This is a genomic window from Rhizobium indicum (assembly GCF_005862305.2).
GTDB lineage: Bacteria > Pseudomonadota > Alphaproteobacteria > Rhizobiales > Rhizobiaceae > Rhizobium > Rhizobium indicum.
On record NZ_CP054021.1, the window covers coordinates 4,780,187 to 4,806,939 of the forward strand.

26 protein-coding genes are annotated in these 26,753 nt (G+C 62.5%); 18 read left to right on the forward strand and 8 right to left on the reverse strand.

All coding sequences use genetic code 11. The features are described from left to right. Positions 1-4: 4 nt before the first annotated feature. The gene (locus tag FFM53_RS23290; protein ID WP_138329047.1) at positions 5-928 is read right to left on the reverse strand and encodes a LysR family transcriptional regulator; all 924 of its coding nucleotides are present in this window, start codon (positions 926-928) and stop codon (positions 5-7) included. Positions 929-1,028: 100 nt separating this feature from the next. Here FFM53_RS23290 and FFM53_RS23295 point away from each other — a divergent pair, with 100 nt between their 5' ends. After that, a complete protein-coding gene (locus FFM53_RS23295) occupies positions 1,029-1,910 on the forward strand; it encodes an NmrA/HSCARG family protein (RefSeq protein ID WP_138387406.1) in 882 nt (293 codons plus the stop codon). An 87-nt stretch (positions 1,911-1,997) separates the two neighbouring features. Here the strand turns inward: FFM53_RS23295 and FFM53_RS23300 are convergent, their stop codons facing one another. Beyond that, the gene (locus tag FFM53_RS23300) at positions 1,998-3,077 is read right to left on the reverse strand and encodes a GlxA family transcriptional regulator (RefSeq protein ID WP_138387407.1); all 1,080 of its coding nucleotides are present in this window, start codon (positions 3,075-3,077) and stop codon (positions 1,998-2,000) included. A gap of 98 nt (positions 3,078-3,175) precedes the next feature. Here FFM53_RS23300 and FFM53_RS23305 point away from each other — a divergent pair, with 98 nt between their 5' ends. Further along, entirely contained in the window at positions 3,176-4,225 is a 1,050-nt protein-coding gene (locus FFM53_RS23305) for a class I SAM-dependent methyltransferase (protein WP_138329050.1), read from the forward strand. Between the two features lie 98 nt (positions 4,226-4,323). On the opposite strand, the gene FFM53_RS23310 is transcribed toward FFM53_RS23305, so the two are convergent. Further along, a complete protein-coding gene (locus FFM53_RS23310; RefSeq protein ID WP_138387408.1) occupies positions 4,324-5,061 on the reverse strand; it encodes an SDR family oxidoreductase in 738 nt (245 codons plus the stop codon). Positions 5,062-5,154: 93 nt separating this feature from the next. Here FFM53_RS23310 and FFM53_RS23315 point away from each other — a divergent pair, with 93 nt between their 5' ends. From FFM53_RS23315 to FFM53_RS23340, 6 genes are all read left to right on the forward strand, one after another. Then, on the forward strand, positions 5,155-6,066 hold the full coding sequence (locus FFM53_RS23315; RefSeq protein ID WP_138387409.1) for an AraC family transcriptional regulator: 912 nt from the start codon (positions 5,155-5,157) through the stop codon (positions 6,064-6,066). Positions 6,067-6,146: 80 nt separating this feature from the next. Further along, positions 6,147-6,956 (forward strand): class I SAM-dependent methyltransferase, encoded by an 810-nt coding sequence (locus FFM53_RS23320; protein ID WP_138387410.1) that lies wholly within the window; start codon positions 6,147-6,149, stop codon positions 6,954-6,956. 437 nt (positions 6,957-7,393) lie between these two features. Then, complete coding sequence (locus FFM53_RS23325) at positions 7,394-8,644, forward strand: MFS transporter (protein ID WP_138387411.1); 1,251 nt, start codon at positions 7,394-7,396, stop codon at positions 8,642-8,644. A gap of 270 nt (positions 8,645-8,914) precedes the next feature. Then, entirely contained in the window at positions 8,915-9,262 is a 348-nt protein-coding gene (locus tag FFM53_RS23330; protein WP_138387412.1) for a DMT family protein, read from the forward strand. Positions 9,263-9,383: 121 nt separating this feature from the next. Further along, complete coding sequence (locus FFM53_RS23335) at positions 9,384-10,895, forward strand: DUF1800 domain-containing protein (RefSeq protein WP_138387413.1); 1,512 nt, start codon at positions 9,384-9,386, stop codon at positions 10,893-10,895. A gap of 115 nt (positions 10,896-11,010) precedes the next feature. Beyond that, positions 11,011-12,195: a DUF1501 domain-containing protein gene (locus FFM53_RS23340; RefSeq protein ID WP_138387414.1), complete on the forward strand. Its 1,185-nt coding sequence runs from the start codon at positions 11,011-11,013 to the stop codon at positions 12,193-12,195. Positions 12,196-12,296: 101 nt separating this feature from the next. On the opposite strand, the gene FFM53_RS23345 is transcribed toward FFM53_RS23340, so the two are convergent. Then, entirely contained in the window at positions 12,297-13,286 is a 990-nt protein-coding gene (locus tag FFM53_RS23345) for an aldo/keto reductase (RefSeq protein WP_138387415.1), read from the reverse strand. Positions 13,287-13,442: 156 nt separating this feature from the next. On the opposite strand from FFM53_RS23345, the gene FFM53_RS23350 reads away from it, so the two are divergent. From FFM53_RS23350 to FFM53_RS23365, 4 genes are all read left to right on the forward strand, one after another. Beyond that, positions 13,443-14,342 carry a LysR family transcriptional regulator gene (locus tag FFM53_RS23350; RefSeq protein WP_138387416.1) on the forward strand — a complete coding sequence of 300 codons (900 nt, stop codon included), beginning with the start codon at positions 13,443-13,445 and terminating at the stop codon, positions 14,340-14,342. 141 nt (positions 14,343-14,483) lie between these two features. Beyond that, positions 14,484-15,572: an alpha/beta hydrolase gene (locus tag FFM53_RS23355; RefSeq protein WP_138387417.1), complete on the forward strand. Its 1,089-nt coding sequence runs from the start codon at positions 14,484-14,486 to the stop codon at positions 15,570-15,572. A 119-nt stretch (positions 15,573-15,691) separates the two neighbouring features. Continuing rightward, entirely contained in the window at positions 15,692-16,174 is a 483-nt protein-coding gene (locus FFM53_RS23360) for a cytochrome P460 family protein (RefSeq protein ID WP_138329060.1), read from the forward strand. A gap of 33 nt (positions 16,175-16,207) precedes the next feature. Further along, positions 16,208-16,906: a DUF4405 domain-containing protein gene (locus tag FFM53_RS23365; protein WP_138329061.1), complete on the forward strand. Its 699-nt coding sequence runs from the start codon at positions 16,208-16,210 to the stop codon at positions 16,904-16,906. A 123-nt stretch (positions 16,907-17,029) separates the two neighbouring features. Here the strand turns inward: FFM53_RS23365 and FFM53_RS23370 are convergent, their stop codons facing one another. Further along, positions 17,030-17,617, reverse strand: a complete 588-nt coding sequence (locus tag FFM53_RS23370) for a hypothetical protein (protein WP_138329062.1) — start codon at positions 17,615-17,617, stop codon at positions 17,030-17,032. Between the two features lie 19 nt (positions 17,618-17,636). Further along, the gene (locus tag FFM53_RS23375; RefSeq protein WP_003540707.1) at positions 17,637-18,023 is read right to left on the reverse strand and encodes an acyl-CoA thioesterase; all 387 of its coding nucleotides are present in this window, start codon (positions 18,021-18,023) and stop codon (positions 17,637-17,639) included. Between the two features lie 289 nt (positions 18,024-18,312). On the opposite strand from FFM53_RS23375, the gene FFM53_RS23380 reads away from it, so the two are divergent. The 3 genes from FFM53_RS23380 to FFM53_RS23390 all read left to right on the forward strand — a co-directional run bounded on the left by FFM53_RS23380 (position 18,313) and on the right by FFM53_RS23390 (position 22,078). Next, positions 18,313-20,130, forward strand: a complete 1,818-nt coding sequence (locus FFM53_RS23380; RefSeq protein WP_138387418.1) for a methyl-accepting chemotaxis protein — start codon at positions 18,313-18,315, stop codon at positions 20,128-20,130. 151 nt (positions 20,131-20,281) lie between these two features. Then, positions 20,282-21,595 carry an extensin-like domain-containing protein gene (locus tag FFM53_RS23385; RefSeq protein WP_138387419.1) on the forward strand — a complete coding sequence of 438 codons (1,314 nt, stop codon included), beginning with the start codon at positions 20,282-20,284 and terminating at the stop codon, positions 21,593-21,595. Positions 21,596-21,730: 135 nt separating this feature from the next. After that, positions 21,731-22,078: a CAP-Gly domain-containing protein gene (locus tag FFM53_RS23390; RefSeq protein WP_012757920.1), complete on the forward strand. Its 348-nt coding sequence runs from the start codon at positions 21,731-21,733 to the stop codon at positions 22,076-22,078. Positions 22,079-22,095: 17 nt separating this feature from the next. Here FFM53_RS23390 and FFM53_RS23395 read toward each other — a convergent pair whose 3' ends face one another. Next, complete coding sequence (locus tag FFM53_RS23395) at positions 22,096-22,893, reverse strand: class I SAM-dependent methyltransferase (protein ID WP_138329065.1); 798 nt, start codon at positions 22,891-22,893, stop codon at positions 22,096-22,098. Positions 22,894-23,174: 281 nt separating this feature from the next. Here FFM53_RS23395 and FFM53_RS23400 point away from each other — a divergent pair, with 281 nt between their 5' ends. Further along, the gene (locus FFM53_RS23400) at positions 23,175-23,570 is read left to right on the forward strand and encodes an Ohr family peroxiredoxin (protein ID WP_025394996.1); all 396 of its coding nucleotides are present in this window, start codon (positions 23,175-23,177) and stop codon (positions 23,568-23,570) included. A gap of 118 nt (positions 23,571-23,688) precedes the next feature. Beyond that, the gene (locus tag FFM53_RS23405; RefSeq protein WP_138387420.1) at positions 23,689-24,735 is read left to right on the forward strand and encodes a DUF3095 family protein; all 1,047 of its coding nucleotides are present in this window, start codon (positions 23,689-23,691) and stop codon (positions 24,733-24,735) included. A 42-nt stretch (positions 24,736-24,777) separates the two neighbouring features. Here the strand turns inward: FFM53_RS23405 and FFM53_RS23410 are convergent, their stop codons facing one another. Further along, complete coding sequence (locus FFM53_RS23410) at positions 24,778-25,194, reverse strand: NUDIX hydrolase (protein WP_138387421.1); 417 nt, start codon at positions 25,192-25,194, stop codon at positions 24,778-24,780. Between the two features lie 233 nt (positions 25,195-25,427). On the opposite strand from FFM53_RS23410, the gene FFM53_RS23415 reads away from it, so the two are divergent. Next, complete coding sequence (locus FFM53_RS23415; RefSeq protein WP_138387422.1) at positions 25,428-26,729, forward strand: epoxide hydrolase family protein; 1,302 nt, start codon at positions 25,428-25,430, stop codon at positions 26,727-26,729. Positions 26,730-26,753: the final 24 nt, after the last annotated feature.

Sequence of the window (26,753 nt, forward strand, 5' to 3'; positions counted from 1 at the left end):
CATCCTACCGCGAGACAATCGCGAAATCATCGCCCCCGCCGGTTCCCGTGGCGTTCAGCCGTCTGACGGCCAGTTCGATGAATGCCTTGACCAAAGGCGGCAGGTGCCGGCTGCTGGGATAGACGACATGCAAGCCGCCGGCCGGGGTCGTATAGCCGTCGAGAACGCGGCGCAGCCGCCCGTCCTTGATGCAGGCTTCGGCGAATCGGTGCGGCAATTGCGCAATGCCATGGCCGGCGATCGCGGCGGCCATCACCGCCTGCATCTCGTTGGCGGCGAAGCGGCCCGAAACCGCGACCGTTTCCTGGCCGTGCGGGCCTTCAAGCAGCCATTGCGCATGGGCGGCCTGGCCGGCGATGACGCAGTCGTGGCGGACGAGATCTTCAGGCGCAGCGGGCGGGCCGCAGCGGGAGAGATAATCCGGGCTTGCGCAGAGAAGGCGGTGCATCGAGCCGAGTTTGCGGGCGACCAAGGTAGAATCTTCGAGGATGCCGGTGCGGAAGGCGAGGTCTATACCGTTTTCGACGAGGTTCAGCCTGTCGTCGGTCAGGCGCAGCTCGACGCTCGTTTTCGGGTAGGTCGAAAGAAATTCGAAGATCGCATCCTGGAGGAAGTGACCGCCGAAGCCGACCGGCGCCGATATGCGGATCGTGCCGGCAGGCTCCGCACGCGCTTCGGCAAGCCGCTGGTTGGCGCCTTCGATGGTGCGCAGCGCTTGGCTGATTTCTTCGTAATAGAGACGTCCTGAAGCCGTCAGGTTGAGGCTGCGGGTCGTGCGCTGCAGCAGCCGCACGCCAAGTTCGCGTTCCAGCTCGGCGATACGGCGGCTTACCGTCGTCTTCGGCATGCCGAGCAAGCGCGCGGCGGCGGTAAAGCTGCCCGCTTCGACGACTCGGGCGAAGATCATGATATCGTTGAGATCGAGCATTGTATCCTAGGATGGCACGATGTTTTCCAATTATATGCCATTATGGTTCAATGCGACAGGCCCTAACTTTGCTTCATCAGTCACAACAAGGAGCAGGCAGATGAGCAACACACGAAGCGTACTGGTCACAGGCGCCACGGGCCAGCAAGGCGGCGCGGTTGTACGCGCGTTGATGACGCGGGGACACCGCGTCAAGGCGATCACCCGCCGGCCCGAGAGCGACGGCGCAAAGCGGCTGACCGCGGCAGGAGTCCAGGTCGCCGCCGGCGATCTTGACGACGCGGCATCGGTGGCGGCGGCGGCAGAGGGCGTCGACGCGATGTTCCTGATGGGCAACAGCTACGAGGCCGGAACGGACGCGGAAACCCGTCAGGGCATTGCCGCCGCCGATGCGGCAAAGGCCGCCGGCATCGGCCACCTGATCTATTCCTCCGTCGCCGATGCCGACAAGAAGACCGGCATTCCGCATTTCGACAGCAAGTATCTCGTCGAGAAGCACATTGCAGGCCTCGGCATCCCTTACACGATCAGCGCACCCGTCGCCTTCATGGAGAACACCGTGGCGCCCTGGGCGATCGACGGGCTTCGCCAGGGCGTCTATGCCGCCGCCCTGCCGCCCGCTCGCGTGCTGCAGCAGATCACCATCGATGACATCGGCGCTTTCGTCGCGGCACTGGCCGAGCGGCGTGAGCAGGTGTTCGGCAAGCGTTTCGATATTGCCGGCGACGAATTGTCGGGCGAGCAGCAGGCGAAGATCCTCACCGAGGCGCTCGGCCGCCCAATCACTTACCGGGAATTGCCGATCGCGGCGATACGGCAGCAGAGCGAGGATACGGCGCTGATGTTCGAATGGTTCGACCGCACCGGCTACGACGCCGATATCGCCGCCTTGCGCCGGGATTTCCCTGAGGTCGGCTGGCACAGCTATGCCGACTGGGCGAAGGGCTTCAACTGGAGTGTGCTCGACAAGACGGCCGGTTAGTCGCAGCGACGTCATCGAGTGGTGACATCCTGATGGAGGCGGGCTGGTCGAGTCCGCTTCCCGATCTCGTCGAGCGAGACATTGTGCTCAGGCCCGCGCTGCCGGCGCCACTGCCTGTAGCGCCGCCTCGACATTGGCGGGCAGCCGGAAGCGGCGGCGGTATTCGCCGGGCGTCAGGCCTGCCAGCTTGCGGAACAGGCGGCGAAAGGAGGCGAGGTCGGAATAGCCGACTTCGAGCGCAATCTCCTCGATCGGCCCATCCTCCATCTCGAGCATCTGCTTGGCTTCCTCGACGCGGAGCCACTGGACATATTCGAGCGGCGAATAACCCGTCGCCTTCCTGAAGCGGCGGTCAAAGGACCGCTTCGGCAGCCCGGAAAGCCTGAGTAGCTCGGCGACAATATCCGCCGACTGGTAGTGCAGGGGGGCATATTCCTGGCATTTCTTCACCGCGGCGTCGCCGTGATCGGCATTAGCGATCATCGAGGCGTAGGGCAGCTGGCCATCGCGATGCCATTGATAGAGGAAGATCTTCGATATGCGGATGGCTTCGGCCGTTCCGGCATGCCGGGCGATGAGAAAGAGCGTCAGGTCCTGCCAGGATGATGCGCCGCCGGCGCAGACGATCGAATGACCAGCGCCGGCCTGGACCAGGATGCGCTCTTCCTTAAGCTCCACATTCGGAAACTGACTGCGAAACAGCGGCGCATACATCCAGTGCGTCGTTGCCGACTGCCCTTCCAGCAGCCCCGCCTCGGCAAGCACGATTGAGCCGCCGCAGGCGGCCAGCAGGCGGGCGCCGCGCCGGTGCATCTCGACAATCCAGTTCAAGAGCCTGCGGTCGAGCGCCCTGATGGTTTCTGGCGTGTCGACAAGCACGTTCGGAACGAGGACATAGTCAGTCTCTTCGATGTCATCGATCGTTTCCTGCGGCATGATCGTCACGCCTGTTATCAGCCTCAGCGGGCCAGGCTCTGCGGCGACCAGGCGCGGCGCGAACATCACCTCGCTCGTCGGCTCGTTCGAGCTGCTCTTCCAGTTGGCGCCGGCGATCCACAGCGTGTCGAAGATGCCGTACATGATCGAGGGGTCGCATTCCGGAAATGCGACGATGCTGACCCGCAACGGGCGCCCGGCGTTCTGGGAATGTGGCTCTATCGGCTTCATAGCGGCCATCCTGCCTCTGCTGCGAACCATTGGCAACACGTAAAAGACGCTTCGAAACGGGCGGCATGCCGCTGCCTGATGGAGAGGGTATCGCATCAATGGAACTGAATATCGAGAAATTGCAGACGCTGCTCGGCGTCATGGTGACTGAGCTCGGGGCAGCGCAGAACTCCGCCCTCGTCATCATCGGCGAGGAGCTGGGTCTTTATCGCAAGATGGCGGAGAGGGGAGCGATCTCATCGATCGAGCTCGCCGAAGCGACCGACACAAAAGAGCGCTACGTCAGGGAATGGCTCGCCGCCCAGGCCGCGTCGGGATTTGTCGACTATGACGCGGCGACCGGCAGGTTCACGCTTTCGCCTGAACAGGCGGCGGTCTTTGCAGTCGAGGACAGCCCGGTCAACATGATCGGCGGCTTTGTCGCCCTCGACGCCATCTATGCCGATCGCGCCAAACTCACCCATGCCTTCCGCCATGGCGGCGGCGTGTCGTGGACGGACCGGTGCAACTGCATGTTCTGCGGCACCGACCGGTTCTTCCGGCCGGGCTACAAGGCCAATCTCGTCGAGAGCTGGCTTCCGTCGCTGGAAAGTGTCGTCGAGAAGCTCGAGCGCGGCGCGTGGGTTGCCGATATCGGCTGCGGCTTCGGCTCGTCGACCCTGCTGATGGCCAAGGCCTTCCCGAAGTCGGAATTCACCGGCATCGATTTCCATGCCGCGTCGATCGAGCATGCGAGCGGGCACGCAAAGGGAATGAGCAATGTCCGGTTCGAGACGGCGCGGGCGCAGGATTTCGAGGGGGCGGGCTTCGACCTCGTCACCATTTTCGATGCGCTGCACGACATGGGCGACCCGGTCGGTGCCGTCAGACATATCGCCAAGGCTCTGAAGCCGGAGGGCACGCTGATGCTGGTCGAGCCGATGGCGGGCGACAGCCTGGCCGACAACCTCAATCCCGTTGGCCGCGTCTTCTATGCCGCCTCGGCGAACACCTGCGTCCCGGCCTCGCTCGGCCAGGAGGTGGGGGCCGCCCTCGGCGCGCAGGCCGGCCAGGCGAAGCTGACCGAGGTGCTCAAGGCGGGCGGCTTCTCGAAGGTGCGGCGCGCAACTGAGACTCCATTCAACATGGTGCTGGAGGCTCGGCTCTGACGTCTGTGGGGGCAAATCGAGATGCGGGTGGCCGATGGCCGCCCGCGGAACGCACTGGAGATGCGTCCGACTTTTTCAACAGCTGCCGCCCGCCATCGTCACGCCTGCGCGGTCGGCCGCACCACGATGTCGCTGATATCCACATCGGCGGGTTGCTCGATGGCGAAGGCGATGGCGCGGGCAATGGCATCGGGTGAAATTGCCATCTCGTCCATGCGTTTTGCCATATCGGCCTTGATCCCTTGGTTTGTCATGGAGTCGGCGAAATTAGTTCTGATGAATCCCGGGGAAATGTTGGTGACGCGCAGATGTTGACCGGCCTCCAGCCGCAGGCCTTCGGCGATGGTACGCATGGCATTTTTCGTGCCGGCATAGACGGCCATGGTCGGCTTGATGATGAGGCCGGCTGTCGAGAGCGTGTTGACGAAGTGGCCGAAGCCCTGGCGGCGGAACACCGGCAGAGCAGCGGCAATGCCATAGAGCGGACCCTTGATGTTGATGTCGATCATCTCCTCCCAATCCTCGACTCGCAACTCGTCGAGAGGCGAGATCGGCCCGATGCCGGCATTGTTGATCATCACGTCGATCCTGCCATAGGTGTCGCAGGCAAGCGCGACGAGGGCGGTGAGATCCTCGCGCTTCTTGACGTCCATTGCGAGGCAGACGGCTTCGCCGCCCTTGTCGGTGATGCGTTGCGCCAGCGCTTGCAGCCGATCGGCGCGGCGGGCGCCGAGCACGAGCCATGCGCCGCGCTCCGCCAGGATCAGTGCAGTGGCTTCGCCGATGCCGCTGCTTGCGCCGGTGATGGCAACAACCTTATCCTTGATAGCAGACATGTTCGTTCTCCTTTGTGCGGCTGAGGATTGCAGACGCGGACTGGAGAATCTATGCTGTGAGCTCCGTGATTTCGTCGAGATCGTCCAGGCCCCATGATCGATCCCTTGTCCGATGTGTTTTCACTGCTCGATATCGAGAGCGCGCGCTGCACACGTTTCGAGGTCGGCGGGCAATGGGCGTTTCGTTTTCCGGCCAAGCCCGCGCTCAAGTTCGTCGCCGTTCTCCGTGGCGCCTGCTCGATCGTTCTGCCTGACGAGCCGCCGTTTGCGCTTGTTGCGGGCGACACCTTCCTGCTGGCCAATGCGCCCGCCTATGTGATCGCCAACGATCTCGACCGCGAGCCGGAGGACGGGATCGCCTTCTTCGACTGGGAGCATTCCAACATCGCTCGCCACGGTGGCGACGAGACCGCGTTGATCGGCGGCAGCTTCGTCATCGAGGGCGGCAATGCCCGGTTGCTGCTCGATGCGCTGCCGCCGTTCATTCATATCCCTGCCAGCGACCGCGCGGCGGCGATCCTCAGCGCCACGCTCGCGACCCTCGACGACGAACTTGGGGCCGGGCAGATGGGCTCGACGCTGATGACGCGGCGCATGGGCGATATCCTGCTCGTGCAGGCGCTGCGGGCCTATGTCGGCCGGAAGGGCGCCGCCGAAACGGGATGGATCGGCGCGCTCACAAATCCGCAGATCGGCGCGGCGATCAGCCTGATCCACAACAGGCCGGGCCATCGCTGGACGGTCAACGAACTGGCGACCCGGATCGGCATGTCGCGCTCGGCCTTTGCGCAGCGCTTCAAGGAACTGGTCGGCGTCGCGCCGCTCGACTATGTCACACGCTGGCGCATGCATCGCGCCCGCGAAGCCCTGCGCCGGGAGGATGTCTCGGTCGCCGGCCTTGCCGCCGCACTCGGATACTCCTCCGAAAGCGCCTTCGGAAACGCGTTCAAGCGTGTCTTCGGGCGCGCGCCGAAGCGCTACTGGTCGGACGCGAAGCCGGGTTGATAATGGCTGTCCGCTTGCGACGGCTGCCGCGTAACCCTATTGTTCGACGGCAGACCAGCGTCCTTGAGGGGGAGACTTCAATGCCGTCGAGTTTCAATGTCGGAAGTGCGGATGGTTATGAACGGCTGATGGGGCGCTGGAGCAGGAAGCTCGCGCCGATGCTCATCGATTTCGCCGGTCTCGCTGATGGGGATCGCGTGCTCGATGTCGGCTGCGGCACCGGCAGTCTGGCGTTCACGCTGGCGGAAACGCCGGGCCTGCAGGAGATCGTCGCCGTCGACTATTCGCCGGTCTTCGTCGAGGCGGCAACGCGGCGCAACACCGATCCGCGCGTATCGATCCGGCAGGCCGATGCCTGCGCGCTTCCCTTCGAGGATGACCGCTTCGACAGGGCGATGTCGCTGCTCGTGCTGCATTTCGTGCCGGAGGCGGGAAAGGCGGTATCCGAGATGGCCCGTGTCGTGCGCCCGGGCGGCGTGGTCGCGGCCGCCGTCTGGGACCATTATGGCGGCATGTCCGGCATGCGGATGATGTGGGATACGGTGGCGATGCTTGATGAGGGCGCGCTGCCCCTGCGCCGCAAATATTGTTTCCAGCCGATGATGCGGCCGGGGGAAATGAAGGAAAGTTTCATCGCGCAGGGTCTTGCCGATGTCGAGGAAACCTCGCTGCTCATCCGGATGGAATACCTCTCCTTCGCGGACTACTGGGACCCGATCGCCGCCGGTGAGGGACCGCTCGGCAAATATGTCGCGGGGCTGGACCCGGCGAAGCGAAAAGCGGTCGATACAGCCGTCAGAGCTGCATACGAGGCGGGCGAGCCGGATGGGCCACGGTCGTTCGCGTCGGTGGCGTGGGCGTGCCGGGGCAGGGTTCCGGGCAAGAGCTAGGCATAGCGTTTTCGCTGTGGCTGCCTGTGGTGCGTATGGCGGCAACATCCAAGAGAGCCTCATCCTGAGGCGCCCCGTAGGGGCCTCGAAGGACGAGGCGGGTGCTTCGACGTCAAATGGACGCAAGGAGCTGCGTTGCAGCGTGTCCTTCGAGGCTTCGCCCTACGGGCTCCGCGCCTCAGGATAAGGGATGTTGGAGGGTGCCGCGCCCAAGGGCAGGGCGCTGGACGGTCGTATGCCTGCGACAAGGAGCCGCGTGGGACGCCACCCGATCACGGCAATCGTGATGGAACACGGGCAGCATTGCTGACGTTATTGCCCGCTGTCTCCGACTGCAAACGCTGCCGCAACAGCATCACCCGCCCGTTTCGGGCACCCCTTCCGACGGCATCCGGAATTGCCCGCCTCGCCGCCGCTTTCGGACGGAGGAATATCAGATGTCCGCTTTGGAAAGCCTGCGCCGGCTGACGCCGCAGCAGCGCAACACCGTCATCGCCAGCTATCTCGGCTGGACGCTCGACGCTTTCGATTTCTTCATTCTCGTCTTCGTTCTCAAATATATCGCCGAGGAATTCCATACCGACGTTCCCGCCGTTTCGGCGGCGATCTTCCTGACGCTTGCCATGCGGGCGCTCGGCGCACTGGTCTTCGGGCTGGCGGCCGACCGTTACGGGCGGCGCATCACATTGATGGCCGACGTGCTGCTCTATTCGCTGTTCGAATTTCTGACCGGCTTCTCCACCGGACTCACCATGTTCCTTGTGCTCAGGGCGCTCTACGGCATCGCCATGGGTGGGGAATGGGGCGTCGGCGCCTCGCTGGTCATGGAGACGGTGCCGGAGCAGAGCCGCGGCATCGTCTCGGGCATCCTGCAGGCCGGCTATCCCTCCGGCTATCTGATCGCCTCGATTGTGTTCTTTCTGCTTTTTCCTGTCATCGGCTGGCGCGGCATGTTCTTTGTCGGCGCGGTGCCGGCGCTGCTGGTGCTCTATATCCGCCGCAACGTCGAGGAAAGCCCGGCCTTCCTGAAGCGGCAGGCCGAGGGGCGCCGGCCGTTCCTGACAGTCTTGCGCGAAAACATTCCGCTGTTCATCTGGGCGGTGCTTTTGATGACGGCGTTCAACTTCTTCAGCCATGGCACGCAGGATATCTACCCGACCTTCCTCGAGACGCAGCGCAACTATTCGAGCTATACGGTCGGCGCGATCGCCATCGTCTACAATATCGGAGCGATCTGCGGCGGGCTGTTCTTCGGGGCGCTGTCGCAGCGGATCGGGCGCAAAAAGGCAATCGTTATCGCCGCGTTGATCGCCGTGCCCGTCGCGCCGCTTTGGGCCTATGCGCCCGGGCCGGTGCTGCTCGCTATCGGCGCCTTCCTGATGCAGTTCTTCGTCCAGGGCGCCTGGGGCATCGTGCCGGTGCATCTGAACGAGCTGTCCCCCGACGAGGTGCGCGGCACATTCCCCGGCTTTGCCTATCAGCTCGGCAACCTGCTGGCGTCAGGCAATGCGACGCTGCAGGCGGGGTTGGCCGCTCGTTGGGACGGCGACTATGCCTATGCACTCTTGATCGTCGCGGCAGTCGTGGCGCTCATCGTCGCGGCCCTTGCCGGCTTCGGCTATGAGAAGAAGGATGTCCGCTTCGGCACGGAGGAGACCGAGGAGCCGCATGGCGCGATGCGAATCTAGCGCTGCCTGCGGTTATGAAGGCCGGCGGCGACAGCTGCCGGCCTTTCAGCTCTTGAGCACGTTGCAATCCCAGATGCCATCGTAAAACGCCGGCCGCAACAGCGTGATGCCGGAAGGCAAGCGCTGTGCAAGCTGCCGCTGGCCGGCATTGGTGACGTGAGACGATTGGTCCGAGCCTTGCAGGACTTGCCGTCGAATGGCGGCGTGCTAGGTAAGGCCCGCCGGCATCTCGCCGGATCCACCGTTCCTCCCACAGCCCCGAGTGACTCCATGCCATTTTCTCCCGCCGCCGTCTGGCCCGTCGTCATGCTGTTTGCCTCCAACATTTTCATGACCTTTGCCTGGTATGGGCATCTCAAGCACAAGAGCAGCGCCATCTTCCTCGCCATCATTGTCAGCTGGGGCATCGCCTTTTTCGAATACTGCCTGGCGGTGCCGGCCAACCGTATCGGTTCGGCGGTTTATACGACGGCGCAGCTGAAGACGATGCAGGAGGTGATCACGCTGATCGTCTTTGCCGGCTTTTCGATCTTCTGGCTCGGCGAGAACCTGACCTGGAACCATGCGATCGGCTTCGCCCTGATCGCAATCGGAGCATCCTTCATCTTTCGTACATAAACTTTAGCCTTTTCAATAGATTACAAATCGTCCATGTCTAGATATCGCCACATTTCCTACAGATTGGCGTCGCAATCGGCTGGCAGCCTGTCACCATCAAGTGATCAGGAGGTGATCTGCCATGAGCCTGGCTTTCCCGACGATGGCGGCGATCCGGTTCGGCTATGGTTTCCGGCCGGGCGAAGCGCCGCCGAGCAGCAAGGATGATCTCATCGGCCAGCTGCGCATGGGGGCGGCGGCAACGCCGGACTTTCCCCTCGGCGGCCCCGACATGCGCCACCAGGCGATTCTCAGCCTACAGGCGCAACTGCGGCAGATCCGGCAGGACGCCAAGACGGTGACCGACGATACGACGCAGCGCGAGATGCGCAAAGGGGTGCAGCGGCAAGCGCAGCAGCAGTTCCAGCACGATGCGAACCTCCGGCTGATGCAGGCAGTGCTGTCGCCGTATGGCTTCTACGAGAGGCTTTCGACCTTCTGGACCGATCACTTCTCCACCAGCGCCAATAAGAGCCTGCCGATGCGCCTCATCGTGCCGCTCTACGAGGCCGAGGCGATCCGGCCGTTCATATCAGGCAGGTTCGGCGATCTCTTGCGCAATGCCACCGCCCATCCGGCCATGCTGATCTATCTCGACCAGGCGGATTCGCTGGGGCCGGATTCGGCCGGCGGCATCAAGCGCAACAAAGGGCTGAACGAAAATCTCGGCCGCGAACTGCTGGAGCTGCACACGCTCGGCGCCGGCAGCGGTTACAGCCAGGCGGATGTCACGGCGGCAGCCATGGTGCTGACGGGGCTCACCATCGATCGCAAGGAGATGGACATCGCCTTCCGGCCGAACATTTCGGAGCCCGGCGTACATGAGGTACTCGGCGTCAGCTATGGCGGGCGCAGGCGTTCGCGCGACGATTATCTCGACATGCTCGATGATCTCGCGCTCCATCCGAAGACGGCGGCGCATATCAGCCGCAAGCTCGCGGCGCATTTCATCGCCGACCAGCCCAATGAGGGCTTGGTGTCCGACATGGCCGAAGCCTGGAAGAAGACGGATGGCGATCTGACTGCCGTCTACACCGCGATGCTCGATCATCCCGCCGCCTGGCGCGACGGGGGCGCCAAGGCGCGCCAGCCTTTCGACTATATCGTCGCCGGCCTGAGGGCGCTGAATGCGGGGCCGGTCAACGGCGTCGTCGGCAGTTTCTTGACGGCCAACCAGCAAGGTACTGATGAGGGCGACATGGCGGCGAACACGCCTGGCATGGCGGGATCGCCGGTGCCGACGGATCCCGCCGGCGAGGCGAGGGAGAAGCGCCTCAAAGCCTTCCAGGCGGCGCGGGCGCTGGGGCAGGGGGCACTCAGGCGCATGGGCCAGCCGACCTGGCTGCCGCCGAGCCCGGCTGGTTTCGAGGAAGGCTTCTCCGCCTGGATCACTGGTAGCCAGCTCGCCGAGCGGTTGGCCTGGGCAAGGCGGGCCGCAGCGCAGTTCGGCCGGGACGAGGATCCGCGCGAATTCTTGAAGTCGACACTTGCCGATGCCGCCCGCGACGAGACGATCCGCGTCGTGTCGCAGGCGCCGAACAAGATCAGCGGGTTGACGCTGGTATTGGCATCGCCCGAATTCAATCGCCGCTAAGCAGACTTTCGTTGGCAAGCCAACGCTTCGTCTGCTTAGCTCCTTTGTCTTGTCGCAGGTTCTGGCCGGAAAACCGTTGGACACTTTTCCGGAACCTGCTTAGGAGGCCCCGCCCATGACGCTGCCCATGAACCGGATTTCGCTGTCCCGCCGCGGCTTTCTGACCTCTGCCTGCTGTCTTGCCGCCGCCCCCGTCTTCACGCCGGTGACCTTCGCGGCTATGCCGGGCGACAACCGTTTCGTCACCATCGTGCTGCGCGGCGCGATGGACGGGTTGGATCTGGTGCAGCCCTATGGCGATGCCGGATTTGCGGCACTCAGGCCGACACTGGCGCTGACGCCCGAGACCGGACTTCTCGATCTCGACGGGCATTTCGGCCTCAATCCAGCGGCCGCCGAGCTGATGCCGCTCTGGAAGAGGCGGGAGCTCAGCTTCGTGCATGCGGTGTCGACGCCCTATCGCGACCAGCGCAGTCATTTCGATGGACAGGACATGCTGGAATCCGGCGGCGAACATGTCGCCGAGGAAAAGACCGGCTGGTTGAACCGGGCGCTCGCCGTCATTCCGCGCTCGGATGCGCGCAAGGCAATCGACATCAACACCTCGACGGAGCTGATCCTCTCCGGACCGAACAATGTCGATGTCTGGGCTTCGGATTCCAATCTGGCGCCGGCTCGCGACGAGATGCAGTTCCTGGCGCGGCTCTATGCCGGCGATCCGCCGTTCGCCGAGGCGCTTGCCGAGGCGACGCGGGCCAATAGCGCTTCGATGATGGTCGAGCCGGAGGGCCAGCGCGGTGCAAAGATCGCCGATGTGGCGGCGCTTGCGGCCAACATGCTGAAGGGCGACTACCGCATCGCCAGCTTCTCGATATCAGGCTGGGACACGCATATCGGCCAGGCCGGCCAGTTCAAACGACCGGTGCAGGACCTTTCGCAGGCGATCAACACGCTGAAGACCACGCTCGGGCCCGAGATCTGGGCAACGACGGTGGTGCTTGCCATGACCGAGTTTGGCCGCACCGTGCGCCAGAACGGCTCAGCCGGCACTGACCACGGCACCGGCGGCTGCGCGCTTCTTGCCGGCGGAGCCATCAACGGTGGCCGCATCCTCGGCCGCTGGCCGGGCATCGGCGATGGCCAGTTGCTCGACGACCGCGACCTGATGCCAACCGCCGACGTGCGCGAGCTTGCGGCCGCGATGCTCTACCGGCAATTCGATGTGTCTGCCGATGATTTGACGGGGAAGATCTTCCCGGGGCTGGGTTTCGACAAGGGGTCGCAGTTTCTGCGTGGGTGAGGCCCGGTCCCGCAAAGCGGGAGCGATCGATCCAGTGAATCGATCGCAGGGCCGAACGCCCTGAGCCCAAGCGAAGGGCCGGGCGGCATCGGCGACAGGCCCTATCGGCCGGTCATCTTGAGCGCTGCCTCGGGAAGTCGCTCGCCTTGGACCTCGATCTCCGACAGGGCGGCGTCGATTTCGGCGAGGTCCTCAGCGAGCAGGTCGACGTCTACCGCTCCGAGATTCTCTTCCAACCGATGCTGCTTCGTTGTTCCGGGGATCGGGACGATCCATGGTTTTTGGGACAGCAGCCAGGAGAGGGCGATCTGCGCGGGTGTTGCGCCCTTGCGGTCGCCGATCCGCTTGATGAGCTCGACGAGCGCAAAATTGGCCTTGCGCGCTTCAGGTGAAAAGCGCGGCACGCTGTTGCGGAAATCGCTTGGATCGAACTTGGTGTTCTCGTCGATCTTGCCGGTCAAAAAGCCTGCGCCGAGTGGGCTGAAGGGCACGAAGCCGATGCCGAGTTGCTCAAGGGCGGGCAGCAGTTCCGCCTCGGGGCCGCGCCAGAAGAGCGAATATTCACTCTGGACGGCAGTGACCTTCTGGATGGCATGGGCGCGGCGGATCGTCTGAACGCCGGCTTCGGAAAGGCCGAAATGTTTGACCTTGCCGGCTGCGATCAGGTCCTTGACGGCGCCGGCCACATCTTCGATCGGCACGTCGGGATCGACGCGGTGCTGGTAGAACAGGTCGATGCGGTCCGTCTTCAGCCGGCGCAGGCAGGCATCGGCAACCGCCTTGACATGTTCGGGGCGACTGTTGGTGCCGCCGCGGCGTTCACCGGTTTGCTGATCGATATCGAAACCGAATTTGGTGGCGATGACCACCTGGTCGCGGATCGGAGCGAGCGCCTTGCCGACAAGCTCTTCATTAGCGAAGGGGCCATAGGCTTCGGCCGTATCGAACAAGGTGACGCCCTGCTGATGAGCGGTGCGCATCAATCCGATCATGTCGCCTTCGTCGGCGGGCGGGCCGTATGCAGCGCTCATGCTCATGCAGCCGAGACCAAGTGCCGAGACTTCGAGGCCGCCGATATTGCGTGTTTTCATTGTCATATCCGTTCGTAGTTTTGCTTGGGCTCGGAAAAATCCATTCCGCGGTGCGGGAGCAGCCGGGCTCGCGGTCCAGTTGACGTGAACTTAGTCCTCGTGTCAGCTTTCGATTAGATGCTGTAATGCGCATGCACCTATAAGACGGACTAATGAATGCCCCAGGACAACAACTTCAACGAACTCGTGGCCTTTTTGACCGTTGCCAGAGAACGAAGCTTTACCAGGGCGGCCGCCAAGCTCGGCGTGTCGCAATCGGCGTTGAGCCAGACGGTGCGCGGTCTCGAAGAGAAGCTCGGGCTTCGCCTTTTGACCCGCACGACCAGAAGCGTGTCGCCGACCCAGGCGGGAGAACGCCTGCTGGAACGGGTCGGACCCAGATTTGAAGAAATCCAGTTCGAGATCGCCGCCTTGAGCGAAATGCGCGAGCGGCCGGCCGGCACCATTCGCATCACGGCGGGCGAGCATCCGGCGATTTCCGTTCTCGCCCCGGCATTGGCTCGGTTTCTTCCTGATCATCCCGATATCAATGTCGAGGTGATCGTCGACTACGGCCTGACCGACATCGTCGCCGAGCGTTACGACGCCGGCATCCGGCTCGGCGAGCATTTGGCAAAGGACATGATCGCGATCCGGATCGGCCCCGAGATATGCATGGCGGTCGTCGGAGCGCCCGCCTATTTCGATCGCCATCCGCGCCCTGATATCCCGCAGGATCTGACGGCGCACAACTGCATCAACATGCGGTTGCCGACGCACGGGACGATATATCCCTGGGAGTTCGAGAAGGACGGCCGCGAACTGCGCGTCCGTGTCGAGGGCCAGACGGTGTTCAACAACATTGCCATGAGGCAAGGCGCCGTGCTGGACGGGCTGGGGCTGGCCTACATGCCCGAGGATCAGGTTCAGCCTTACATTGAAGACGGGCGGCTGATCCGCGTTCTGGAGGACTGGTGCCAACCCTTCCCAGGATATCATCTCTACTATCCGAACAGGCGGCATGCGTCTCCCGCCTTCACCCTGTTCGTCGATGCGCTCCGCTATAGAGGAAAGTAGTGCCGATTTTATTCCATCACGGCTTATCAACAGCCAGTGATTAATTAGTCAGCCTAATAGACCCTAGCTGTCCAGGCCGGCTAATCCTTTCCATCCGATGCCGCTACTTTCTCGCCATCTGAAACGAAGCGAGAAGCCGACATGCGATATGGATTGTCCAACACCTTGGCGGCAGTGCTGCTTGCCTCTGCACAGCTTGCCGGGACATTGGCGACGGCTGCCGATGCGGTAAAGCCTGAGCCGTTGGTCATCCAGGAGCAAGGCAGTTTTGCCGTCGGGGGAACCAGCACGGCAGCGCCTGGAACCTTCGATCCGCTGAAACCTCTCGATCCCGCAGGCCAGACCTATCACGGCGATCATGCCTTTGCCTTCTATCAGGTGCCGGCAAACCCGCGTCAGTACCCGATCGTGATGTGGCATGGTGCCGGACAATTCTCCAAGACCTGGGAGACGACGCCGGACGGCCGCGAAGGTTTCCAGAACATCTTCCTGCGTCGAGGCTTCTCCACCTATCTCGTCGACCAGCCGCGCCGGGGCGGCGCCGGACGGAGCATGGCCGAGACAACAGTTAAGCCGACAGCGGACGAGCAGCTCTGGTTCAACCAGTTCCGCGTCGGCACCTGGCCGAACTATTTCGACGGCGTACAATTCTCCCGTGATCCGGAAGCGCTGAACCAGTACTTCCGCGCGATGACGCCAAATACCGGGCCGTTCGATATGGAGGTCGTGTCGAATGCGGTGGCAAAGCTGTTCGAGAAAATCGGTCCCGGCATTCTTTTCACCCATTCGCAGGGCGGCGGACCGGGCTGGCTAACGGCCATCAAGAGCTACAAGGTCAAAGCCATCGTCGCCTTCGAACCCGGCAGCAGCTTCGTGTTCCCGGCAGGCGAGGTCCCCGCCGATATGCCGAGCGCCTTCGACACGCTGAAGGGCGTGCCGGTGCCGATGGACGACTTTATCAAGCTGACGAAGATCCCGATCGTCATCTATTACGGCGACAACATCCCCGACCAGCCGACGACGATGCCGGCGCAGGACAGCTGGCGGGTTCGCCTGGCAATGGCCCGCCTGTGGCGCGATACGGTGAACAAGCATGGCGGTGATGTCACTGTCGTGCACCTTCCCGAGATCGGCATCCACGGCAACACCCACTTCCCGTTCTCCGACCTGAACAACGTAGAGATCGCCGACCTGGTCTCGACGTTCCTGCGCGAGAAGAAGCTCGACTGATCCGCCTCGGACGCGGTGCGGCGCTGCTCGGCTGGCCCAAAGGCCGGTCGTGCAGGCGGCGATCCCGTTTGTATCCTGCTCAGAGCCCATACGATCTGCAGACTAAGGGAAACATATCCATGCGTGATCTCTTCAAACGTGTTCCCATCCTTCTCGCCTTGGCCAGCGCCGTCGTTCTTGTCGGTTGGCAAGTCGACGCGGAGCCGAACCGGACGACGCTGCCCGAATTGGCAGGCCTCGTTCATTATACGACCGTCAGACGGGGGAACGTGACTGAGCATATCATGACGACAAACGAAGCCATCCAGGCGGTGAAGACCGGGCAGCCCATTCCCGACGGCACGCACTTCGTCCTGGTGGATTACCGCGAAGGCGCAGTCTTTCGCTATTTCGTCATGGAAAAGGGCCGCGGCTGGGGAGCGGACTATGATGAGGACCGCCGCACCGGCGATTGGCAGTTCCAATGGTTCAAGCCGGATGGCACGATCAACATGGCCGAGAACACGGCGCGGTGTCAGTCCTGTCATTCGTCCAGAGCCGACGAAGGCTTCCTCTACACCCTTGAGAAACTCAAGGAATTCGACGGAGCCGTCGTTGACTAGGCTGGATCCAACGCATGACGGAGGCGCGGCGTCATGAGTCCGTTCTTTCTGATACGGCTCGTGCTTGATTTCACTGCAGCCGGGCTGCTTCTTGTCGCGCTCGCCTATTGGTGGCTCGACAACATGTCGCACGAGCTGATCGGCACGAGCATGTTCATCCTTCTCCTATCCCACAACGTCTTCAACAGGCGATGGTGGGCCAGGCTCCCGAAGGCGGCGCCTGGCAGGCGCAGCTTCGTGACGATCGCGTCGAATATCTCGATCGCCGCGACCATGGCCGCGTTGCTGGTGACGAGCGTGCTGATGTCACGCACGGTGTTTGCTTTCCTTCCTTTAAGCGGCGGTCCGACGGCACGCGAAATCCACATCCTTGCGGCATATTGGGCATTTATTCTCGCGGCCATCCATCTCGGCCTTCACTGGTCGATGATCATGGCCGTCGTGGGCAGGCTTTTGCGCGTCGGGCCGCCAAACGCGATCCGGACAGCGTCTTTTCGTGCCACCGCGGCTGCAATCGCCGTGTGCGGCATCCACAGCACTGTCGTCATGGGAATCGCAGACAGGCTCGTTGCCCGGCCGTCGATGGATTTCTGGGATTTTCAGGAATCGACCGTGGGCTTCTTCCTGCATCATATCGCGATCCTGGCTGGGTGCGGGTGCGCTGCGCATTATGCGGCCGTCTGGCTTCGATGGGCGGGTGGAGTGCGCAGGGTGACGGATGCCGGCGACTGATGTGTGCGGCGGCTTTTGTGGGGAATGGAGTTTGCGGCCGCCCGGCCCTTCGCTTGGGCTCAGGGCGTTCGAAGCTGCAATCGATTCACCGGATCGATTGCTCCCGCTTTGCGGGACCGCTTCTCACCCCAACACATCATAGAGCCGGAAGATGAAGCTGATCTGGTAGATCAGGTTGGCAATGATGAAGGCCGTGTGGAAGCGGCGGTTGGGAGTCCAGGCAGCGATGGCGCAGAGAATGATGTAGACGATGTTGCGGGCTGGGTATTCCCAGCCGAGCGAGAGGATGCGTTCATGGCCCTTGATTGCCGTGTCGAGAATATCGACGGCGTAGGTGAGGCCGAGGATGCCGAAGAACCATTTGCGCCGCGAGATGAAATATTCCTCGTAGCCGCCATATTCGTCGAGTGAGGCCGGAAAGAGCAGGGCGCAGAGCAGGAAGAACAGACTGCAGAAGCAGATGAGGAAGAGATAGATGCCGAAGCCGATGGCCGGCACGGCCTGCAGGCGATATTCCCACCACCAGATATGGATGATGAACAGGAACATCGACAACGCCCAGCCGAGATGGATGGCATAGACCTTGGCCTTACCAGGATGCTGGACGATGCCGGCAAGGCCGGTCAGCACCCTGGCGAGCGAAAGGCTGATGACCATGCCCATCACCACCTTGATGTGAAGGAAGACCTCCGGCGAGCTGACCGTTTCCATGCTTTCGATCCTTAGGATGTCACTCCTCGGGGACTTGCTTCGGTTTGCCTTCTTCGTCGAGCGCCACCATGATGAAGGTGCCCGCCGTGACCTTTTCCATCTTGGCGTAACGCGCGCGGTGCGCCCAGGCTTCGACGCACAGCGTGATCGAGGTGCGGCCGACACGGTCGATATCCGTATAGACGGACAACGTGTCGCCGATCTTGACCGGCAGCTCGAAGGCCATCTCCTTGACGGCGGCGGTGACGACGCGGCCCTTGGCGCGCTCTGCAGCGCGGATGCCGGAGGCAAGGTCCATCTGCGCCATGACCCAGCCGCCGAAGATATCGCCGGCCGGATTGGCGTCACCGGGCATGGCAAGCGTCCTCAGCGTCAGTTCGCCTCTCGGCTTGGCGGCATCGGTCATCAAGTCTTCTCCATCTGGTGCGGCGTCGGGCCGGCGATTCACTGCGAAGCACCCTAGTGCAAAGACCTTGGGCTGTAAAAGACGGCAAGGTCGGGCACTACAGGCCGCTGACGGGAAAAATATTGTAGCCGTTGCCGATTGAAATTTCATTCGATTTCAAATGGTTGAATTTTACAGCCGTCACCTGACCTTACGTTATTTAATCGTTTTCTAATTAAGCTTTACGCTCCAGTAATTCCGGCACTTCAGAATGCGATTGATCTCAAATACAAGAATCGCCGGGAACCTCATGCGCAACGTCAAGATTTCCACCCGTCTTTACTGCCTCGTCGGATTCACACTTGCCGTGCTCGCGGCGACGATGGTCTTCTTTCTGAATTATTCCTATTCCGAGCTGGAAGCGGAGCGGAAGGCGGGGCTGGCGCAAATGGATGCGACGGCGCTCGGCATCTTCGACAAATATTACAAAATGGAACAGGCGGGTACGATGACCCGCGAACAGGCGCAGGCGGCCGCCAAGGACGTGATCGGCGCGATGCGCTACGGCGCCGACGGCTATTTCTGGATCAACGACATGCACCCCACCATGGTGATGCACCCGATCAAGCCGCAGCTGAACGGCACCGATATCTCCCAGATGAAGGATCCGACGGGCAAGTTCCTATTCGTTGAGTTCGTCAACAAGGTGAAGAAGGACGGCAAGGGCTTCGTCGATTATCTTTGGCCGAAGCCGGGCGCCGACCAGCCAGTGCTGAAATATTCCTATGTCGCCGGTTTCGAGCCCTGGGGCTGGATCGTCGGTACCGGCGTCTATGCGGATGACCTTGCCGCGCTCTATCGCCAGAACGCGATGTGGGCCGCACTGCTCTGCCTGTTTGGCGGCGCCGCCACGATTGCCATCGCCTATGCCATCGTGCGCAGCGTGACAGTGCCGATCGCCCGTCTGAAAGCGGCGATGAACGCGATTGCGGCCGAAGAAGCATCGGTGGAGATTGCCGGCAGCGACCGTCGCGACGAGATCGGCCAGATGGCCAAGGTGCTGCTGGTGCTGCGCGATTCCGTCGACGAGCGCAGCGCTCTGCGCGGGCGGGAAGACGAAAGGCAGCGCCAGACCGAAGAAGAGCGCCGCGGCAACGAGGCGAGCCTGCGCTCGGCCTCCGAACGGCAAACCCAAGCGATGCAGGCGCTCGGCATCGGCCTGGAAAAGTTGGCGAGCGGTGACTTGACGGTTGCGATCGGCGATATCGGCGAGGATTACGCCAAGCTCAGGGGCGATTTCAACGCCGCCGTCGATGCGCTGAACGGCGTCATCCATGCGATCGCCGAATCGAGCCATGTCGTCAACGAAAGTGCTTCCGATATCAGCGAAGCGACCGGCAACCTGTCAAAGCGCACGGAACAGCAGGCGGCCGCACTCGAAGAGACGGCGGCAGCGCTCGACGAGATCACCGCGACGGTCAAGACGGCATCCGAGCGGGCGAACGAGGCGCGCGAGATGGTAGCGGAGACCAAGGCGAGCGCCGGAAAATCCGGCGAGATCGTCCGCAATGCGGTCACCGCGATGGGCCGGATCGAGGATTCGTCCAACCGCATCGGTCAGATCATCTCGGTCATCGACGAAATCGCCTTCCAGACGAACCTTCTGGCGCTGAATGCCGGCGTCGAGGCTGCGCGGGCGGGCGAGGCGGGCCGCGGCTTTGCCGTCGTCGCCCAGGAAGTGCGCGAACTCGCCCAGCGTTCCGCCAATGCGGCCAAGGAGATCAAGGAACTGATCAGCCGGTCGGCAACGGAGGTCGAGGGTGGGGTGGCGCTGGTGCGCTCGACGGGTGAGGCACTGCTGGAGATCGAGGCGCTGGTCAACCAGGTCAACGATCACGTCGCATCAATCGCGACGGCGGCGCGCGAGCAGTCGACGGGGCTGAACGAGATCAACGGCTCCGTCAATCACATGGACCAGATGACGCAGCAGAATGCCGCGATGGTCGAGGCGACGACGGCGGCAAGCCGCACGCTCGCCGACGAGAGCACCCAGTTGAAGACGCTACTTTCGAATTTCCGCCTACGCGGGGAGCCGCCGCCAGTGGCCCGATACACACGGGCAGCGTGAGAAAACGTAGAGATCAAAGGCCGGGAAACCGGCCTTTTTTATTTCCGTCGCGTTCAGATTGTGCCGGTAAGTTTTCATTCACCGTTTTTAATTAAAATTGGAGTGAGTTTTTTCGGTCACTGCCCAGCCAGCCTGCGGAAGCGATAAGAGTATGGCGTTTGTTTCCTTTCCTCGGCGATCCCTTTTGCCCTTGCTGCTTTCGGCGGCGCTGACGACCTGTTCGATCAGCGACGGGCTGGTGCCGCCGGCCAATGTCGACAACGGCACCAGGGTCAGTTCGATCTCGCCGTCGCGGGGGGCAGCGCGCATGGCGCCTGCCGTGCGCATGGCGCCGGTGGAGAGCCAGGCATCCTATCCGGTTTCCAGCGCGCCCGTCGGCAATAGCCAGGGCTCCGTCGATTATCTCGATACGCCAAACCTTGCCGGCACCGGCCACGCGACGCGAGCCGCACCGCCGCAAACCGCACCGGGACGTAAGCTGCCGATGATCGACAGCGACGAGGCGCTGGCGCAGCAGAACCAGAACTGGGGCGGCACGCAAGATCTTGCGATCCCGTCCGGCGGCGTCAACATGGATGACGATCTCGGGGCGGAGCCGGTCGTCGGGCCGGCGCAGGAACAACATCAGCAGATCGCCGAGGGCAACGCCACCGAGCCGGTTGTCGACGGCATCGGCACCGATAATCCAACGCAGCTCAACCAGCCCATGCGCCAGCCCCCGCAGCAGCCAATGCCACAGCCGGCTGCCGAGGCACAGATGAGCCGGGCGCCCGCCTGGAACGACGGCAGCCCTGTGGTGGCGCCGACCCGTGTTCCCGAAGAGGACGAGAGCGAAGAGGTCGCGATGCTGCGGCCGAACAATCCGATGATGAGCCAACCGGCGGCGCCCGTCGATCCCAGCGTCATGCCGTCCTCCGAGCTTGCCTGCCGGCGCGAGCTGAAGCGCATGGGCGTACTCTTCGACAACAAGCCGCCGATCTCGAACGGGCCGGCCTGCCAGGTACCCTATCCGGTGTCGCTGAAGGGGCTTTCCGGTAATATCGGCGTCCGCCCCGCCGTGACGTTGAACTGCCAGGTGACGCTCGCCTTCGCCAAATGGGTGAAGAACGAACTGGCGCCGTCCGCCCGCTACCGCTACTGGTCCGGCATCAAGACGATCCAGCCGCTCGGCGGCTATTCCTGCCGACGCATGAACAATAGCCGGCAGAAATACAATCCGATGTCGGAACACGCCCGCGGCAACGCCATCGACGTCGGCAAGTTCGTGCTGAAGAACGGCCACGAAATCGACGTGCGCAAGAAGGGCCTGTTCTCGCTGCGCGAAGGGCGGCTTTTGAAGGCGGTGCGCAGCGACAGCTGCCGCTATTTCAACACCGTGCTCGGCCCCGGCAGCAACCCGGAGCACTGGAACCACTTCCACTTCGATCTTCGTTCCCGCAAGAGCGGCAAGGCCTATTGCGACTGATGCATATCGCCTAAACCATGCGGCGCGGGTGCAGCTGATGTCGCAGCATCGGGCTTGGCCGCCAAAAAACGGTTCATCCCTGCCGCAGGGCGCGCTATAGATCGGCGAGCCGATTGCGTTTCGAAAGTTTGATCCATGAGCTATGATTTCCATGTCGGCCAGAAGGTCGTCTGCATCAACGACACCTTCAAGCATGTCAGCATCGACCAGCTGATCCGCAAGGGCGAGATCTATACGATCCGCTGGGTGGGTGAATATACCCATTATATCGACGGCACGTTCATCGGGGTGAAGCTCGCGGAAATCAATCGCGGCAATGACGACGGGCCGGAAGGTTATGGGGCGGCCGACATGCCCTATCGCGCGACGCGCTTCCGGCCCCTGGTGAAGGACAAGATCTCGTCACTGCGCAAGCTGTTGGCGCCGACGCCCGATGCACCGGTCGAACCGAAGGAAAAAATCAGGAAGAAAGAGAAGGTCTGAACGCCCCACGGCACCGATCAGGCCGTCTTTCTGCTCAGGAACAGCGCAGTCTCTTTGCGGACCTCAAGCACGCCGCTGCGTTGGCTGAACGCTTCGGCAATGGCTTGACGGAACCGGATGAGTTGAGTTTCGCCGGCGCGATCGCCGGGCGGATAGGAGGTGAGCGCCAGGAATACATCCTCGGGCTCGGTGATACGCAGGCCTGCCGGATGCTGCGACATGCTGACGTTTCCAAACTGCGACCGCATCGATCGTTCGGCGGCGTCATATCCGAAGGCTTCGGCAGCCGGATCGGATGGGGCGCTGCCGAATACGGCCGTTAGTTCATAGATCTCCCGCATATTGTCGGCGCCGTTGGTTGTAACCGCGAGAACGCCGCCCGGCTTCAACACTCTCGACATGTCCGCGATGCCGGCGGCCGGGTCGGGTAGGTGATAGAGCATGTGCATCGCGATCACGGCATCGAAGGTGTCATCTTCGAAGGGGAGCGCGACGGCATCAGCTTGACAGCCCCGAACGGAGCCGAATGGCAGTGCGCTGCAACGCGCCATCGCCTCGTCGACCATGCCGGGTGAAAGGTCGGCGAGCGTCAGGTGGAGGTCCGCCGGCAGCAAACCTGCCGTTGCCGCCCAGAACCAGGCTGGCCCGCAGCCGACGTCGAGGACGCGATCGCCCGGTTTCAGGGGCAATTGCGCCGCAATCCACGGAAACCAGGCTGTCTCGGCGATGGTGTATTGGCTATGCAGTCGAGCCCGTGCGGCAAGCTTCCGGCTGTCGCCATACTGCTCGGCATTGTCTGCTGTTATGGAGGACATGGCATCTCTCTGGGTTTCTTCACAGGATGCGCCCCGCCTCTGGTTCGTCGGCAGAGCCTATAGATGGCCCTATTCCCGGACAAGACGTGACCTTGCGCAACGGGCCAGCTTGTTCGCATAGCTGCCGCCGAAGGTTGCCCGGATATGGCGCGTTTCCACCTTTGAAAATAAATCGCATCCGATTAAATCGGAATGTTGTTGACATCGGTTTTGGTGGAGCGTATTAGAGCGCATCCGATTTAATCGGATGCGTATTAAACTTAAACCGAAAGGATATCACCATGACCGAGAAGCTTCTCTTTACCGGCAAAACCCACATCTCCGGCGGCCGCGACGGCTCCGCACGCAGCAGCGACGGTACGATCGACATCAAGCTGCCGCAGCCGCATCCGGCCGCTGAAAACCTGTTCGGCATCGCCTGGTCGGCCTGCTACATCGGCGCCATCGAACTTGCCGCTGCCCAGAGAAAGATCACGCTGCCTGATGGTCCCGAGGTCGACGCGGAGATTACTCTCAACGCCGACAACGGCTCCTTCTTCCTGAGGGCGCGCCTCAATGTCAGCCTGTCCGGCATCGATCGCGACATCGCGCAGGAGCTGATCGAGGCAGCCCATGGCATCTGCCCTTATTCCAAGGCGACACACGGCAATATCGACGTCGAGACCAAGCTTGTCTGAGCGGGCGAGGGCAGACCTCCTCGCCGGAGGATTTGATGCGGAGGGCCTGCCGGTCGGCCGGCAGACCTCTTTCTGAAGTAGCAGGCACGGGAAACCTTGCCGATCTGGAGAGCAAGCGATGATCAATAGCCACGGCCAGTCGCACCAGGCCTATGACGAGTTTTCACTTGTGCTCGACCCTGATGTCTATGAGCCGTTGCCCGATGACTGGCTGATCGGCATCACTGATGTCGTCAACTCGACCACGGCGATCCGGTCGGGGCGCTACGAAGACGTCAACTATGCGGGCGCATCGATCATCGCCGCCCTCGGCAATGCCTGGGGTTCGTTCGATTTTCCCTTCGTGTTTCGCGGAGACGGGGCAGCATTCGCCTTGCCGCCACAGGGCATGATGGTGGCGACATCGGCATTGCGGCAGGTCGCGGACTTTGCAAGAGCCGATCTCGATCTAACCCTTCGTATCGGGCTGCTCACCGTACGCGAAATCCGCACCAGTGGGCGCGACGTCAGAATTGCCCGTTATGCCGCCTCCGAGAACGCGACCTATGCGATGTTTGCAGGGGGCGGGCTCAAATGGGCGGAGCAGCAGATCAAGAACGGCCGGTACCTGGTCAAGCCGGGCCGCTACGCGACGAAGCCCGACCTGACCGGTCTCAGCTGTGACTGGACCCCGTTCCCAAGCCAGCGAGGCGAGATCCTGTCGCTGCTGGTCGAGCCAAATGACCATACCCGTCCCGAGGTCTTTGCGGCGCTGGCGAAACGCCTGCTTGCGATTTTCGATGCCGCACCGCGCCAATCTCATCCGCTTCCCGGCGATGTTCCCATGTCAGGAGACAGCGGGAAGCAGGTCGATGCGAAAGGCTGGTCGGAGGTCGCCGCCAATTCGGATTTCCGCAAGTTCGACGACGGTTTGCGTCTGACGCTGGACTGCACACCGGAACAGATCGACAGGGTCGAAGCGATCCTCGTTCCGGCGAGGGCGCGCGGCAAGATCAAGTTCGGACTGCATCGGCAATCCCATGCGCTGATGACCTGTCTCGTGCCATCAGACAGGCCGGATTCGCACCTGCATTTCCTCGATGGAATGGGCGGCGGCTATGCCAGGGCCGCCGAGAAGATGGAGGAAGGCGCGCTTGACGATGTCGTCCGGCATCACGGTCGGTAGGCTCAGGACCCAGCCGGCGCGGGATCATGGCTGCCAAGAGATCTAAGCGGGCTTCCCCGTTTCCCGGCTGGCCAGGTTTGCGAGCATTTTGCCGAGTTGAGGTGGCGCCAGCTCGACATCGCATTCTATCGTGGCGACACTAAACCATCTAAGCTCGGTGTGTTCGTCATCGACCAGCCGCGGATAGCCGTGCCACTGATCGATGCGATAGACATGAAAGGTGACGGATGCCTCAGGCGGGTCTTCCGATATGAACTTTCCCGCAAACTGCCAGCGCTGCGGCGTCACGCCTATTTCTTCCATCAATTCCCGGCGCATTGCCGTCTCGGCGTCTTCGCCGTCTTCGATATGGCCGCCCGGGAGGCTCCAGCGGTCCGGGTGTACCCTGCGCTTGGAACTGCGCTTGGCCAGAAGAACGGTTCCGTTCTGGCTCAAGACGCCCATCGCGATGTCGGGCATGCAATCTCCTCTGCCTCATCGATCTCGCGCCGATGCTGCCCGCAGCCACGGCTCTTTGCAACGACCGGTCGTCCATCGAGACAGTCGAGGCATAGCCTGACAGGGTAGGTTGACCCCCGACGTTGCCCGGGAGCATAGTCCCCGGACAGACGCGAATGACCTGCTGATGCGAACGAGGTCGGTCAGTCGATCTTCGTCCGTTTCCGAACAGATCAAACGGAGAGGAGAGCGTCATGCCACCCACATCCCTATCAACGCCCACGCGGCGCGAGCTGCTTGCCGCCGCGGCCGCAGCCGGGGCCATCGGCATGCTTGCCGGGACGCGCAGCGCTGAGGCAAACGGCGACGGGCTTAGCCCGTTCAGCGTCAATTTCCCCGAGGATCAGCTTGACGATCTGCGCCGGCGCGTCGCGGCCACCCGTTGGCCTGATAAGGAGACCGTCGCCGATGATACGCAGGGCGTGCAGCTCGCGACAATCCAGAAACTCGCGAAACATTGGGCGACGGATTACGACTGGCGCAAGATGGAGGCGCGGCTCAATGCTTTGCCGCAATTCATCACCGAGATCGACGGGCTGGATATCCACTTCATTCACGTCCGCTCCAAGCATAAAAATGCGCTGCCGCTGATCGTCACACATGGATGGCCCGGCTCGATCATCGAGCAGTTGAAGATCATCGAACCGCTCACCGATCCGACAGCGCATGGCGGGAGCGAAGAGGACGCATTTGACGTGGTGATCCCGTCTTTGCCGGGCTACGGCTTTTCGGGGAAACCGACGGGGTCGGGGAACTGGAACCCGCCCCGCATCGCGCATGCCTGGGCGACGCTGATGCAACGTCTCGGCTACACGAAGTTCGTGGCGCAGGGTGGCGACTGGGGCAATGCGGTCACCGAATTGATGGCGGTGCAGGAGCCGGCGGGATTGCTCGGCATTCACACGAACATGGCGGCCACGGTTCCTGCTGACATCGCCAAGGCTCTTGCCGCCGGCGGCATGCCGCCAGCCGACCTGTCGCCGGACGAAAGGCGCGCCTTCGATCAGCTCGACGATTTCTACAAGAATGGGCTGGGCTATGCCATCGAGATGAACAACCGACCGCAGACGCTCTACGGGATCGTCGACTCGCCGGTCGGGCTTGCGTCGTGGATGCTCGATCACGACATCCGCAGTTACCGGATGATCGCCCGCGTTTTTGACGGAGAGCCCGAGGGGCTGACCAAGGATGATATCCTCGACAACGTCACCCTCTACTGGCTGACGAACACAGCAATCTCCTCGGCACGCCTCTATTGGGACAACGCGCACCATCCGTCGGGCGGGTTCTTCGATCCCAGGGGCATCAAGATCCCGGTGGCGGTCAGTGCTTTTCCCGATGAGATCTACCAGGCGCCGCAGAGCTGGGCGGAGAAGGCCTATCCGAAGCTCATCCATTACAACCGGTTGCCGAAGGGCGGTCACTTCGCCGCCTGGGAACAGCCGATGGCTTTCACTGCCGAGCTCAGGACTGCGTTCCGGCCGCTGCGGCAGTAGACCTAAAGCGTGTCGGATCTTTCA

Excerpts from the sequence above, each read along its gene's own strand:
- FFM53_RS23290 (WP_138329047.1), bottom strand. The coding sequence starts at position 928 with ATGCTCGATCTCAACGATATCATGATCTTCGCCCGAGTCGTCGAAGCG.
- FFM53_RS23295 (WP_138387406.1), top strand. The coding sequence starts at position 1,029 with ATGAGCAACACACGAAGCGTACTGGTCACAGGCGCCACGGGCCAGCAA.
- FFM53_RS23300 (WP_138387407.1), bottom strand. The coding sequence starts at position 3,077 with ATGAAGCCGATAGAGCCACATTCCCAGAACGCCGGGCGCCCGTTGCGG.
- FFM53_RS23305 (WP_138329050.1), top strand. The coding sequence starts at position 3,176 with ATGGAACTGAATATCGAGAAATTGCAGACGCTGCTCGGCGTCATGGTG.
- FFM53_RS23310 (WP_138387408.1), bottom strand. The coding sequence starts at position 5,061 with ATGTCTGCTATCAAGGATAAGGTTGTTGCCATCACCGGCGCAAGCAGC.
- FFM53_RS23315 (WP_138387409.1), top strand. The coding sequence starts at position 5,155 with ATGATCGATCCCTTGTCCGATGTGTTTTCACTGCTCGATATCGAGAGC.
- FFM53_RS23320 (WP_138387410.1), top strand. The coding sequence starts at position 6,147 with ATGCCGTCGAGTTTCAATGTCGGAAGTGCGGATGGTTATGAACGGCTG.
- FFM53_RS23325 (WP_138387411.1), top strand. The coding sequence starts at position 7,394 with ATGTCCGCTTTGGAAAGCCTGCGCCGGCTGACGCCGCAGCAGCGCAAC.
- FFM53_RS23330 (WP_138387412.1), top strand. The coding sequence starts at position 8,915 with ATGCCATTTTCTCCCGCCGCCGTCTGGCCCGTCGTCATGCTGTTTGCC.
- FFM53_RS23335 (WP_138387413.1), top strand. The coding sequence starts at position 9,384 with ATGAGCCTGGCTTTCCCGACGATGGCGGCGATCCGGTTCGGCTATGGT.
- FFM53_RS23340 (WP_138387414.1), top strand. The coding sequence starts at position 11,011 with ATGACGCTGCCCATGAACCGGATTTCGCTGTCCCGCCGCGGCTTTCTG.
- FFM53_RS23345 (WP_138387415.1), bottom strand. The coding sequence starts at position 13,286 with ATGAAAACACGCAATATCGGCGGCCTCGAAGTCTCGGCACTTGGTCTC.
- FFM53_RS23350 (WP_138387416.1), top strand. The coding sequence starts at position 13,443 with ATGCCCCAGGACAACAACTTCAACGAACTCGTGGCCTTTTTGACCGTT.
- FFM53_RS23355 (WP_138387417.1), top strand. The coding sequence starts at position 14,484 with ATGCGATATGGATTGTCCAACACCTTGGCGGCAGTGCTGCTTGCCTCT.
- FFM53_RS23360 (WP_138329060.1), top strand. The coding sequence starts at position 15,692 with ATGCGTGATCTCTTCAAACGTGTTCCCATCCTTCTCGCCTTGGCCAGC.
- FFM53_RS23365 (WP_138329061.1), top strand. The coding sequence starts at position 16,208 with ATGAGTCCGTTCTTTCTGATACGGCTCGTGCTTGATTTCACTGCAGCC.
- FFM53_RS23370 (WP_138329062.1), bottom strand. The coding sequence starts at position 17,617 with ATGGAAACGGTCAGCTCGCCGGAGGTCTTCCTTCACATCAAGGTGGTG.
- FFM53_RS23375 (WP_003540707.1), bottom strand. The coding sequence starts at position 18,023 with ATGACCGATGCCGCCAAGCCGAGAGGCGAACTGACGCTGAGGACGCTT.
- FFM53_RS23380 (WP_138387418.1), top strand. The coding sequence starts at position 18,313 with ATGCGCAACGTCAAGATTTCCACCCGTCTTTACTGCCTCGTCGGATTC.
- FFM53_RS23385 (WP_138387419.1), top strand. The coding sequence starts at position 20,282 with ATGGCGTTTGTTTCCTTTCCTCGGCGATCCCTTTTGCCCTTGCTGCTT.
- FFM53_RS23390 (WP_012757920.1), top strand. The coding sequence starts at position 21,731 with ATGAGCTATGATTTCCATGTCGGCCAGAAGGTCGTCTGCATCAACGAC.
- FFM53_RS23395 (WP_138329065.1), bottom strand. The coding sequence starts at position 22,893 with ATGTCCTCCATAACAGCAGACAATGCCGAGCAGTATGGCGACAGCCGG.
- FFM53_RS23400 (WP_025394996.1), top strand. The coding sequence starts at position 23,175 with ATGACCGAGAAGCTTCTCTTTACCGGCAAAACCCACATCTCCGGCGGC.
- FFM53_RS23405 (WP_138387420.1), top strand. The coding sequence starts at position 23,689 with ATGATCAATAGCCACGGCCAGTCGCACCAGGCCTATGACGAGTTTTCA.
- FFM53_RS23410 (WP_138387421.1), bottom strand. The coding sequence starts at position 25,194 with ATGCCCGACATCGCGATGGGCGTCTTGAGCCAGAACGGAACCGTTCTT.
- FFM53_RS23415 (WP_138387422.1), top strand. The coding sequence starts at position 25,428 with ATGCCACCCACATCCCTATCAACGCCCACGCGGCGCGAGCTGCTTGCC.